Origin of the sequence: Flavobacterium humidisoli (genome assembly GCF_023272795.1) — a bacterium.
Taxonomy (GTDB): Bacteria; Bacteroidota; Bacteroidia; order Flavobacteriales; family Flavobacteriaceae; genus Flavobacterium; species Flavobacterium humidisoli.
Genome location: NZ_CP096829.1, coordinates 4,105,263 through 4,117,742, shown reverse-complemented (window position 1 = coordinate 4,117,742; position 12,480 = coordinate 4,105,263). Strand labels below are relative to the sequence as shown.

11 protein-coding genes are annotated in these 12,480 nt (G+C 32.1%); 3 read left to right on the top strand and 8 right to left on the bottom strand.

Translation table 11 applies throughout. The features are described from left to right. Positions 1-50: 50 nt before the first annotated feature. On the bottom strand, positions 51-578 hold the full coding sequence (locus M0M44_RS17795) for a KdsC family phosphatase (RefSeq protein WP_248726888.1): 528 nt from the start codon (positions 576-578) through the stop codon (positions 51-53). Then, positions 562-1,323 (bottom strand): Rossmann-like and DUF2520 domain-containing protein, encoded by a 762-nt coding sequence (locus M0M44_RS17790; protein WP_248726887.1) that lies wholly within the window; start codon positions 1,321-1,323, stop codon positions 562-564. Before M0M44_RS17790 ends, M0M44_RS17795 begins: the two co-directional genes overlap by 17 nt. A 287-nt stretch (positions 1,324-1,610) precedes the next feature. Between M0M44_RS17790 and M0M44_RS17785 the strand changes: the two genes are divergently transcribed. Beyond that, a complete protein-coding gene (locus tag M0M44_RS17785) occupies positions 1,611-4,832 on the top strand; it encodes a cytochrome c biogenesis protein (protein WP_248726886.1) in 3,222 nt (1,073 codons plus the stop codon). Positions 4,833-4,901: 69 nt separating this feature from the next. Here M0M44_RS17785 and M0M44_RS17780 read toward each other — a convergent pair whose 3' ends face one another. The 4 genes from M0M44_RS17780 to M0M44_RS17765 form a co-directional block, all read right to left on the bottom strand. Next, positions 4,902-5,636: a DUF3667 domain-containing protein gene (locus M0M44_RS17780; RefSeq protein WP_248726885.1), complete on the bottom strand. Its 735-nt coding sequence runs from the start codon at positions 5,634-5,636 to the stop codon at positions 4,902-4,904. Positions 5,637-5,643: 7 nt separating this feature from the next. Next, positions 5,644-6,027: a DoxX family protein gene (locus M0M44_RS17775; protein ID WP_248726884.1), complete on the bottom strand. Its 384-nt coding sequence runs from the start codon at positions 6,025-6,027 to the stop codon at positions 5,644-5,646. A gap of 84 nt (positions 6,028-6,111) precedes the next feature. After that, entirely contained in the window at positions 6,112-6,900 is a 789-nt protein-coding gene (locus M0M44_RS17770; RefSeq protein WP_248726883.1) for an anti-sigma factor, read from the bottom strand. After that, positions 6,900-7,430 carry an RNA polymerase sigma factor gene (locus M0M44_RS17765; protein ID WP_095931172.1) on the bottom strand — a complete coding sequence of 177 codons (531 nt, stop codon included), beginning with the start codon at positions 7,428-7,430 and terminating at the stop codon, positions 6,900-6,902. Before M0M44_RS17765 ends, M0M44_RS17770 begins: the two co-directional genes overlap by 1 nt. A 762-nt stretch (positions 7,431-8,192) precedes the next feature. Between M0M44_RS17765 and M0M44_RS17760 the strand changes: the two genes are divergently transcribed. Continuing rightward, on the top strand, positions 8,193-8,780 hold the full coding sequence (locus M0M44_RS17760; RefSeq protein ID WP_095931242.1) for a glutathione peroxidase: 588 nt from the start codon (positions 8,193-8,195) through the stop codon (positions 8,778-8,780). Positions 8,781-8,889: 109 nt separating this feature from the next. On the opposite strand, the gene M0M44_RS17755 is transcribed toward M0M44_RS17760, so the two are convergent. Both M0M44_RS17755 and M0M44_RS17750 read right to left on the bottom strand, forming a co-directional pair. Then, positions 8,890-9,387: a GNAT family N-acetyltransferase gene (locus M0M44_RS17755; RefSeq protein WP_248726882.1), complete on the bottom strand. Its 498-nt coding sequence runs from the start codon at positions 9,385-9,387 to the stop codon at positions 8,890-8,892. Between the two features lie 13 nt (positions 9,388-9,400). Continuing rightward, complete coding sequence (locus M0M44_RS17750) at positions 9,401-10,576, bottom strand: thioredoxin family protein (protein WP_248726881.1); 1,176 nt, start codon at positions 10,574-10,576, stop codon at positions 9,401-9,403. A gap of 177 nt (positions 10,577-10,753) precedes the next feature. Between M0M44_RS17750 and menD the strand changes: the two genes are divergently transcribed. Next, positions 10,754-12,415 carry a 2-succinyl-5-enolpyruvyl-6-hydroxy-3-cyclohexene-1-carboxylic-acid synthase gene (gene menD, locus M0M44_RS17745; protein ID WP_248726880.1) on the top strand — a complete coding sequence of 554 codons (1,662 nt, stop codon included), beginning with the start codon at positions 10,754-10,756 and terminating at the stop codon, positions 12,413-12,415. The last annotated feature ends 65 nt before the right edge of the window (positions 12,416-12,480 follow it).

Here is a 12,480-nt window from a genome sequence, read left to right as displayed (position 1 = left end):
CTAAGTTTTTTTCAAGATGGATACTGGGGCTGAAAACTGCGACTGGTTACTTAATCGTGTTTTCCGTTAAAGTAATCCATCCATTTTCCTTGCACTTTCATCACTTGCTCGATAACGTCTCTCGCCGCGCCGCGTCCACCTTTTACGTGTGAGATATAACGGCATAGCGTTTTAATTTCTGGACTAGCATCTTGCGGACAGGTAGGAAGTCCAACTAATTTCATTACATGAAAATCAGGGATATCGTCTCCCATATACAACACATTTTCTGGTTTTATATTGTTGCTTTCGCAGTAAGCTTTAAAAGTTTTTACTTTATCAGGAGTTCCTAAATGAATGTCATTAACGCCTAGATTGCGAAGACGAACCCGAACTCCTTCATTGCTTCCGCCAGAAATAATGCATACATGGTAACCGCTTTCAATAGCCGCTTTCATAGCATAACCATCACGAATGTTCATTGTTCTTAACATTTCGCCTTCATTGGTTACAAAAACAGAACCATCAGTAAGTACGCCATCTACATCAAAAACAAACGTTGTGATGTCATTCATTATTTCTTTATAACTTTTTCCCATTATGCTGTATAGATTGTGTTAGGATTTTATAGATATTTTTTTTGTTTTCGTCTTGTAAAAAAGCCACATGCGCGTCGGTTGTGTTAGAATCGCGGCGTATCGCTGGGCCTGTTTGTGCATCAATAGGATCGAGTGTATTGATTTTATCTGCTGTTTCCTGAATTAAAGGTTTTAAAACAGCAAAAGGAACTTGATTTTCTTCACAGATTTCGTGTCCCATTTGGTACAGATGATTTGTAAAATTACTAACAAATACTGCCGCAACATGAAGCGCCTTGCGTTGTTCTGAGTTTATAGAATAAACCGCAGTTGAAACACTTTTTGCAATGGTTTCCAGAAGTTTAAAATCGGCTGTATTTTCTGCTTCTAGACAGAAAGGAACAACAGCATAATCTAATTTTTTATTTTTAGAAAATGTCTGAAGCGGATAAAAAACACCACGCCTGTTTTTAGGATCTAAAAGTTCGATTGAAGATGTTCCTGAAGTGTGAACCACTAATTGATTGTTAAACGGAAGCTGTTCTGAAACTTCTGTAATGGCATTATCTGAAACTGAAATAATATGCAAATCAGCAGGTTCTAATGCTTGAAAATCGTTTACAATCTTTTCAGAATCAATTAGATGAAGTAGAGCTTCTTTCTTTCGCGAAAAAACCTGTTTAATTTCAACAATTTTGCTGGCAGAAAAAGCCTTTATCAAATGCTGTGCAACATTGCCGGAACCGATTATTGTTATCTGAATCATGAAAGCAAAATTAGTATTATTTTTTTAATGCAGAAGACTATCGAATATTGATAATGCTTTTTTGAAGTTTTTATTGCCCTTTGGTTTTGGTTAGAATTTTACCGCTTTTTAACTAAAAAAAAATATTTAAAAAAAGTGAATCTATTTTGTAGGTTTAAACTTTCCATATTATCAATTCGTTTAAAAAATAGTCCTTATTTTTGGTTTTTATTAACAAAAGGCAAAGCCTGCTAATCAACATTTTTAAGTACTTTTGTCGCACTTTTATACAATGTAATTCCTAAGAAATGGATAAAAAAATATTCTCTTTTTTGTTTTCTACACGATTAATGGCCGTTCTTTTTTTAACATTCGCAATTGCAATGGGTGTTGGAACTTTTATCGAAAGTAAATACAATACCGACACGGCTAGAATACTAATTTACAATACTTGGTGGTTTGAGGCAATTATGGCCATTTTTATGCTTAATTTCTTCGGAAATATCAAAAAATATCAATTGCATAAAAAAGAAAAATGGGCAACTCTTTTATTGCACCTTTCTTTTGTTTTTATCCTTTTAGGAGCTTTTATTACAAGATATATTAGTTACGAAGGAATGATGCCAATTCGCGAAGGCGCGGCAGAAAACCAAGTATATTCAGATAAAACCTTTTTGACCATTTTTGCTGATGGTGAATATAAAGGGGAGATGAAAAGAAGGGTTTTTGAAAAAAGTCTTTTACTTTCTCCTGTTACCAATAACGATTTTAGTATTTCAGGAAAATTTGACGAAACTCCTTTTGAAGTTACCTATTCGAACTATATCATGGGAGCAAAAGAAGTAGTTAAGCCAGATCCAAACGGAACTTTATACCTTAAACTAGTTGAAGCTGGAGCAGGTGGACGAGAAGAACATTACCTGAAAGAAGGTGAAGTTCAAAACATTCACAATGTTTTATTTGCTTTAAATAAGCAGACAGACGGTGCAATTAACATTAATACAACTGGAAAAGAATATACGATTCAGACTCCTTTTGAAGGTGAATTTATGCGTATGGCAGATCAATTTAAAGGAAAGGTTACAAAAGATAACGTACAGCCTTTAATGATGCGTTCATTATATAGCATTGGAGATATTAGAATTGTATTTCCAGAGCCTCCATTGAAAGGTAAAGTGGATTACGAATCTAATAATGATTTCAAAGCAAAATCTCATTCTGATGCTTTAGTCGTTAAAGTAAAAGCGGAAGGACAGGAAAAAGAAGTAATGGTTTTTGGTAATAAAGGCCAAGTTGGAGAAGCTAAAACCGTTAAAATAGGTAATATTGAATACTCTATTTTCTTTGGAAGTAAAGCTTATGTTTTGCCATTTAAAATTCGTTTAAATGATTTTATTGCTGAGAAATATCCTGGAACTGAAAAAAGTTATTCTTCATATAAAAGTAAGGTAACTGTTCAGGACTCTACAGAAACTTTTGATGCCGATATTTTTATGAATCACGTTTTAGATTATAAAGGATTCCGTTTCTTCCAGTCTTCATTTGATCCAGATGAAAAAGGAACTGTTTTATCTGTAAACCACGATTTCTGGGGAACGAATATTACTTATTTCGGTTATTTTCTATTATACATTGGTTTAATGGCAATTATGTTTACGAAACATTCTCGTTTTGGTGATTTAAAACGCAAACTAGAAGCTGTTAAAAAGAAAAAAGAAAAACTAATTACAATTTTAGTTTTAATGTTGAGCTTGAGCAGTTTTGCTCAGCAGTCTCCTCATGTTCATTCTCATGACCACGATCACGTGCATAGTGCAGATCCAAATGATCACGCTAATCACGTTACTGCGCCGCCAAGCAAGAAACAATTAGATTCTTTATTAAACATCTATAAAGCGCCAGAAGCGCATGCGGCAAAATTTGGCCGTTTGATTATTCAAGATGCCGGCGGAAGAATGAAGCCTATCAATACATTTTCTTCTGAATTACTTCGTAAGGTAAGCCACGATGATAAATACAATGGAATGAATTCCGATCAGGTATTCTTGTCTATGACACAATATGCTCAGGTTTGGATTCAGATTCCTTTGATTTATATTAAGTCAGGAAATGACAGTATTCGTAAAATTATTGGTATTGATTCTAAAGATAAATATGCTCCATTTGTAAAATTCTTTGACGAACAAGGAAATTATAAATTATCTCCTTATTTAGATGCAGCCTATAAAGCGGCAAATCCAAACCAGTTTGAGAAAGATTTTGTCGAAACAGATAAAAAAGTAAACTTAATGGAATCGGCATTAAGCGGAAGTATCTTGAGAATCTTCCCAATTCCGAATGATCCAAATCATAAATGGGTTTCGTATTTAGAGCGCAATAATAATGGCTTTAAAGGAATGGATTCTACTTATGTAAATCAAATTCTGCCATTGTATTTTAGTGCCTTAAACAATGGTTCTATTGCTAAAAATTTTGATGCTGCAGATAATTTAGTTGAGAGTATTAATGGTTTTCAAAAGAAATTTGGAGGTAAAGTAAGACCAAGTGAAGAGAAAATCGATGCTGAGATAGCTTATAATAAATACGACGTTTTTCAAAAATTACCGTATTGGTATGTTACAGTAGCAAGCTTTATGTTCATTTTTATTATTGTGAACATTTTCTTTGAGAAAAAATGGCTTCGCATAACAATAAATGGTTTTCATGTTTTAGTCGGATTGTTATTTGCAATTCATACATTAGGATTAATTGCACGCTGGTACATTTCTGGTCACGCACCTTGGAGTAATGCTTACGAATCAATCGTTTATGTAGCTTGGTCGACCATGTTCTTCGGATTAGCTTTTGATAGAAAATCAAAATTGACAGTGGCATCATCTGCTTTTGTCACTGCTATGATTTTAATGGCGGCTTACATGAACTGGATTGACCCTGAAATTGCAAACTTACAGCCAGTTCTGAACTCGTATTGGTTAATGATTCACGTTGCAGTTATTGTAGGTAGTTATGGTCCAACTGCATTAGGATTTATTTTAGGTTTTGTTGCATTGCTATTGATTTTCTTTACAACTGAGAAAAATAAAGCCAAAATGGAACTTAATTTAAAAGAGATTACATACATCAACGAAATGGCTTTAACTATTGGTTTGATCATGTTGACTATTGGAAACTTCTTAGGCGGACAATGGGCAAACGAAAGCTGGGGACGTTATTGGGGTTGGGATCCGAAAGAAACTTGGGCTTTAATCTCAATTATGATTTATGCATTTGTAATTCACGCTCGTTTTGTTCCTGCTTTAAGAGGAAAATGGTTCTTCAACTTAATGAGTATGTATGCTTTTGTTTCGATTTTATTTACGTATTATGGAGTAAACTTCCATTTGGTTGGTTTACACTCTTACGCAAGTGGTGAAGCACATTCTTTGAGTTGGGTTTATTATTGCTTGATTGTAATTAGTATAATTGGAGCTGTTACATATCCAAAATATAGAAAATACTATAAAAGCAAAAGCAAAAAAGTAAAGAAATAAATAATTTGTAATAATTATTGATTCATTTAGAAAAGCTCAGTTGTATACTGAGCTTTTTTATTTTCTAATTTATTCAGCAAAATTTCCTGTAAGCAGAAGTATGATAGCTACAACCGTTAAAAAAGTGAACAGAAAAATCATATGGCTTAAAATAGACAAAAACAATGCTTTTGTTTTTGAAATTTTATTAAAAAACTGAATATTGGTCCAAAAAATAACTAAAGTACCGAGTAGGTATGTTGCAAGTGAAAACTGATGTAAATAATGTTTTTGGTTAAAGTAAAACAATAAAGGAAATGTCAAAATTTGAACAAAAATTCTCTGCGAAGCTTTAAAAGTATTCAGCACAAAAAATTCAACAAAATTATATCCCTGATTTTTAAAAACAATATAAGTTCCTATTGTATAAAATGGTATTGTAGCAATGGTTACCCAAGAAAAATGAGTAGTTATCCATTCGCTTAAATTTTCGTAATCAATAGAATCTGAGGATTTGTCTATAAAGTAATGAATGTGAAAATAATGATAGAGAAAACTATAAAATGTAGCCAGAAGAACGAGTAAAGATAAAGGTTTGAAGTGTTTAACTCGTTTCCCTTCAATAAATTCCCGAACAGAATGTCCCGGTCTTGTAAATAGTTCTTTTAAAGAAAAAAGAATTCCTTTGTCAAAATGCAATAAACCATGCTGTATATCGTGCCATAAAAAATGGCTGTTGATTTTATGTGTTTCAGCAGGTTGCCCACAATTATTACAATAATTTCCAGTAAATATTTGTTGACAGTTTTTACAAATTATTTCCATCTTTAAATTATTTAGAATTCCACTTTAATCCATTCGGATACATAATTGCCAATAAAACTATTATGAGCAGAAAATTATATTCAACACCATTTCTTCCGCCACCTACAACAAACCAGCCTTCTTTAAAGTGTACTAATATAATTCCCATGATTAAGACAAAAATGGTGATAAATCCGGCAAGTTTAATGTATTTGTTAGCTAATAAAAGTATTGCCGCTACTATATGAGACAGCTTTATAATCCAGGCAAGAAAAATGCCATAAGGTGCAAAGCCAATTTGATTGAGAAATAGATTTCCAAAGTCATTGATGCCATTATTGAACATTCCGAAAACGGAGTGGGTTAAGAGAATGATAGCACTAGCAATTCTCAAAAGTAAGTTTGAATTCATAAATTGGTTTTTGGTAAATTAAAAGTAATAAAAAAACGCATATTACTCTGAATATGCGTTTTAGCTTTTTATCAAAAATAAATTTTAAACTTTTCCCAAAGTATAAAGCTGTTCCATTGTTGGTGTTGGACTTCCGCCAGCTGGCTCCAAAGTAATTCCAAAAGCCTCAGCCGAATCGGTTTGGTTTACAGCAAATATTTTTTGCTTATTTCCTTCAAAATCATCCAGTAAACCAATACTTGTTGGAGTAAGAACGGGACTTAACTTTAAAGACCAAACCTGATAAACCATTCCTTTTGGAGGAGCTGGTAAACCTGCAGCATCAATATAAGTGGTTTTAGTCTGCTTATTCCAATATACTTTTGCAAAAGAAGCTGGAGAAACAGCTTGACCGCCCAGAGTTACTCCAGTGTTTTTAATATCTCTCACAATACTTAGATTTTTTTCAGTTTGTTTATTCTGCTGATCTAAGAAAGCGTATTCGCGCTGAATTTTATTCTTTTCATTTCCAACAGTAGAGATTGCTTCTTGTGTTTTTGTTAATTCTAAAGTCTGATATCCTAAACCTAGCAATAACAACACTGCTGCAGCCCAACCCACATATTGAGACCAGTTTGAAGTTGGTTTCAGTTCGACTACTTTTCCGTGTTTAAGTTCCAGACGAGCTTTAATTTTTTCAAAATTTTCCACAGAATGGAAAGGAGAGAAGCTCGACGAAAGGGCAATTATAGCTTTTTCTATCGAAATGATTTCTTGATCAACTTCCGGTGCTTTTTTGGCTAATTCTGCTATTTCTATATTTTCTTTTTCGCTCAGTAAGCCATAAACGTATAGCTCTAAAATTCCTGATTCTATATATTCTTGTGCTTCCATTATACTTTCAAATAATTACGTAAATCGTTAATACAGTTTCTGTTTTGTGTCTTGATAGTCCCCAGTGGCAGCGCCAATTCTTCTGAAGCTTCTTGCTGAGTATATCCTTTAAAGAATAATAGATTAATTATTTCAATACATTTTGGTTTCAGTTTCTTTACGAATTCTTGAATTCCAATTGCATCGAGTTTGTGGCTTAATTTATTACTCTCATCTAACAGATTTACGAAATTATCTGAGGAAAGGTTTTTTTGCGTGTTATTATAGTCTTTAGAACGAAGTTTATCGATCGATGTGTTTCTGGCGATATTAATGATCCAGGTGTAAAAACGACCTTTACTTTCATTATAAGAATCGATGTTTTTCCAGATTTTGACAAAAACATCTTGCAGAACATCTTCTGCTTCTTCTCGATTTTTGATTAGGACATGAATGACAGAAAACAAGCTTTTTGAATACATATCATACAAATGGGTAAAAGCTTTTTCGTCCTTTTTGTAAATTAAAACTAGCAGTTCTTCTTGACTCATAGATTGGAAAATTTAAGTTTAAATATTAGAAATTGAAGCGTTATATGTTAACCTGTTATAAAGTTAAATTATTTTTCCCTCACTTTTATATTTTTTTTAATAGCTAAAAACCTAAGTAAATAAAGGCTTCAAGAAAAAAAAGCATTTTTTTTTCATTTTTTTAAAACCAAAAATAATCCAATTACGTAAATGTATTTATAAGGCAAGAAAAATCTTAATACAGTGATATAAAATCGAAAAACTGTTGTTACAATAGCATTATAGACATATGGATAGCAAAATAATAGTCAGAATATTGATAGTTGGATTAACAACAGTTTTGACACTGATTAGTTTTTCTGAAAGTGAATTTTTGAAAGATGGCGTAACGAGCTTTATTAGAAATAAAAATTGATAACGGAATAGTTTAAAATATTAAATAGTTGATGCACTCGGACTTCCAAAAAAGAAGATTTTTTTAATATGTCAGTCGACAATTTTAGGATTTAAGTTTTCATCATACAAGCCAATAAGAGATTTTTTTTAAAAGACGTTTGACATATGGGGGTTGAAGAAATTTTCGACATAACCGAGTCATCAACTATAATTTATAAAAGATTGCATAATAATTAATTCATGGTTTGATTTGTTTGTATGGGGGGAAGCCTAACGTCTGATTAACGTTAGGCTTCAATTTTTATTTAACTTTTGATTGGCAAAAATTATAGACTTAAAATAGTTTTTGTGAAATGGATTTTAGCTAATTTTATAAAAAATTATCAGATGAAAAAAATAATATTAATGCTATTTGGAGCAGCTCTTTTGTCAGCGACAGGATTAAATGCTCAAACTAATACAAACAAATTATCTAAAAAAGATAAAGCCATGGCTAAAGAAACAATTTATCAATTTAAAGTAGAAGATTTATCAGGAGATACTTTTGACTTTGCTTCTTTAAAAGGCAAAAAAGTCATGATTGTTAACACAGCTTCAAAATGCGGTTTAACTCCACAGTACAAAGATTTAGAAGCGGTTTACAAAGAATATAAAGATAAAGGATTTGTAATTGTTGGATTTCCGGCAAATAATTTTGCTTCACAAGAACCTGGAACGGCTAAAGAAATCGAAACGTTTTGTCAGCAGAATTATGGTGTAACTTTCCCGATGATGAACAAGGTTTCGGTTAAAGGAAGTGATATGTGCGAAGTTTATAAATTCTTGACTGAGAAATCAAGAAACGGTTTGCAAGATTCTGAAGTGGAATGGAATTTTCAAAAATATCTAATTAACGAAAAAGGCGAACTAGTAAAAGTAATTAAACCAAAAACTTTAGTTACAGAACCTGAAGTAATCAATTGGATTAAAAGCTAAAAGCATAAAAAAGCTCAAATTTGAATATTCGAATTTGAGCTTTTTTTTAGTCTCAAAGGTACAAAGAGTCAAAGGAACAGAGTTTTTACATACTTTGCGCACTTTGCAGTTAAGCTAAAATAAGCTGCATAAAAACCAAATCTAGCCAATGGTCAAATTTGTAGCCAACTTCGCGAATCGTGCCCGTAGCTACAAATCCGAATTTTTCATGAAAAGCAATGCTTCCTGCATTATCAGCATCAATTGCACCAATCATAACATGATAACCTTGTTCTTTTGCTAAACGAATTAATTCTGTCAAAAGTTTAGAACCAATTCCTTTTCCGATAATATTGTCCACTACATAGACAGAATGTTCTACGGTATATTGATAACCTATTTTCTCTCTAAATTGGCCATAACTTCCAAAGCCAACTACTTCGCCATCTAAGTCGGCTACAATTACAGGAAGATTTTTAGCTTTTTTATCTTCAAACCATTTGGTCTGAACTTCCAAAGTTTGAATCTCGTAGCTGTAATTAGCCGTGGTATGTAAAATAGAGTGATTTACAATTTCTAGAATCTTTTGTAAATCGTTTGTTGTTGCAGGTCTTAAAATAATGCTCATTGGTTATTTCGATTTATTTGGTATTCAGTTCGGCCAATAGAACGTCTACTTCTTTAGAGTTCCAATCCATTTCTTTAGCAATGGCTTTGGCGTTTTTTGCATATTCTAAAGCTTTTTTCTTATTCTTTATTTTATTGTAAAGCTTAGCTTCAAGCAAATTACCGTCGTATGAATCATTTAATTCTAAAGAACGATCTACCCAAGAAATAGCCTTTTTTAAACTTTCAGTGTCTTTAATATGCTTAAAATATGTATTTCCAATATCCTTTAAAAAACTAGCATCGTTCCAAACTAATTTTTGAGTGTCTTCAAGAGTAACTTTTTTATAGAAATTCCATTTTTCAGTTCTTTCCGCTAACGTCAGATCATATTTAAAAACCAAAGAATCTGTTTTTTGCAATCGGATAGATTTGGCAATTTCTCTTTGTTTGTAATAGTTTACCGTATCTAAATTATCAACCAAAGGACGAAGCAATTCGTTTACGATATTTTCAATTTTACGGTCAACACGATTTTGAGATGCTACAGCTGCAAATTCCTTCTGATGGTTTAAAACAAACTGAAATTCTCTAGATTTAATATCGGTAACCCCATTGGCTATAACTCTCCAGTTTAATTCACTAACCAATTGATTGTCCGATTGAGTATCCAAATAGATATGAGTTGGTATTGATAATTCTGTTCTGTCTTTTCCTTTTTTTAAAGTATTTAAATACGCGAAAAATTTATCAGAATTGCTTGGGTCTGCAAGAAATTCCTTTTCTAAATAAGGTAATTGCATTTTTGGATTTAAAGCATAACGCAATTCATTTTGAAATTCAGCTTTTTTCATTTCTCCTTTTAGAGCATAAATTAGCGTTTCATTGCTATCAATAAATAAAAAGGTAGGAAGTGATTTTGTGTTGAATTGGTTCTTTAAAGCAATTCCTTCTTCTTTTTCTATATTTTTATAAGTGCATACAAAATTCTTGTTCAAAAAATCAATAACAGCAGGATCGTTTAAAACTTCGGTTTTCATTAAATTACAATGCGGACACCAATCGGCATAAAGCATTACAAAAAGTGGTTTTCCTTCTTTTTTTGCATTTTCTAAAGCCGTTTTGTAAGGAACTTCAACAGGAACAAACTGATTCTGAGAAGTTATGGTTTGAAAAGCAACAGATAAAAAAAGTATAAATAAGAAACGCATATTAAGTCTAACTTTTATTAATTATTCGATTTTACAAATATATCCCCTTTTTTGAGAAAGAGCCTTAATATATTCCTAATTATAATATAAATCAAGTGCGAAGTTTGTAACTTTGTAAGCAAGAGAAAGAAAGATTAAATAAGGATTTTTCTTTAAAAAAAATAATACACGACCGGAATGATTTACCCCAAAATAGCGCTTGCACAAAGCATTATCGAAATTTTATCTGCCAAAGGCATTGTTAATATAATAATTTCTCCAGGATCTAGAAATGCACCATTAACTATTGGATTTGCTCAAAATCCAAATTTTACCTGCTACAGTATTGCAGATGAGCGATGTGCCGCTTTTTTTGCTCTAGGAATTGCACAGCAAACCCAAAAGCCAACTGCAATTGTTTGTACTTCAGGATCGGCTTTATTGAATTATTATCCCGCTTTCGCGGAAGCGTTTTACAGCCAAATTCCTTTAATTGTAATTTCTGCTGATCGTCCGCAGAGTAAAATTGATATTGGCGACGGCCAAACGATTCGTCAGGAAAATGTTTTCTCTAATCATTCGGTTTTTAATGCAAATTTGACCGAAGAAGCTTCGGAGGAAAATGATCTAAAAATCAATTTGGCAATTGAAACCGCAATTCTAAAGAAAGGTCCAGTTCATATTAATGCACCTTTTGAAGAACCTTTGTACGAAACAACAGAAGAACTTTCTGTACAGCCGATAATTACAAATCCTGAATCAGAAGTTTTTCCCCAAACCATAGAAAATAGCGACGATGTAGTTTCTATTTGGAATACTGCAAAGCAAAAATTAATCTTAGTTGGGGTTAACGAAGCAAATGCAATTGACAAAGAAGTTATTGAAAATTTAGCTTCAGATCCATCAATTGTTGTGCTAACAGAAACAACATCAAATCTACATCATCCTAGTTTTATCAATTCAATAGACACTTTAATTACTCCTTTTGATGATTTTGATTTTAAGAAGTTTAACCCTGAGGTTTTAATAACTTTTGGAGGTATGGTTGTCTCAAAAAGAATTAAAGGATTTTTACGAAAATACAAGCCAGAACAACATTGGCACATTGATACTTTAAGAGCATATGATACATTTGGAGCATTGACAAAACATTTTGAGATGCAACCTAATGATTTCTTTAAAAATCTGCTTTCAAAAACATCTTTTGTAAAAAGCAATTATTTTAAAAATGTAGATGCTGTTTACCAAACGAGATTAGAGAGAAGAAAAGAATATTTAAGTAAAATTGAATTTTCTGATTTTAAAGTTTTCGAAAAAGTAATTGAATCACTTCCTAAAAACAGTCTGCTGCAAATTAGCAACAGTTCTGCAATTCGCTATGCGCAATTAATCGATATTGATAGTTCTATTGAAGTATTCTGTAATCGCGGGACAAGCGGAATTGATGGAAGCACTTCTACAGCAATTGGAGCGGCAGTTGGAAATAAAAAGCAAACTGTTTTTGTAACTGGAGACATTAGTTTCTTGTACGATAGCAATGCTTTATGGAATTCGTACATTCCAAAAAACTTCAAGATTATTTTGATTAATAATGGAGGAGGAGGAATCTTTAGGATTTTGCCAGGCCATCAAGAAAAACCTGTTTTTAATACCTACTTTGAAACATCTCATAATCTTACTGCCGAACATTTGGCTAAGATGTATAGTTTTAATTATTATACAGCAAAAGATAATGAATCTTTAGAAAGCGGAATACAATCATTATATAGTTCAGATGATTTACCAGCAATTTTGGAAGTGTTTACGCCAACATTTGAGAATGATCAGATTTTAAAACAATATTTTAAATATCTATATTAATTTTTGAAAGAAAAATTTTGTTAAAATTATTGATTTATTGCTTCTTTAGCTATAGATTTGGGCCA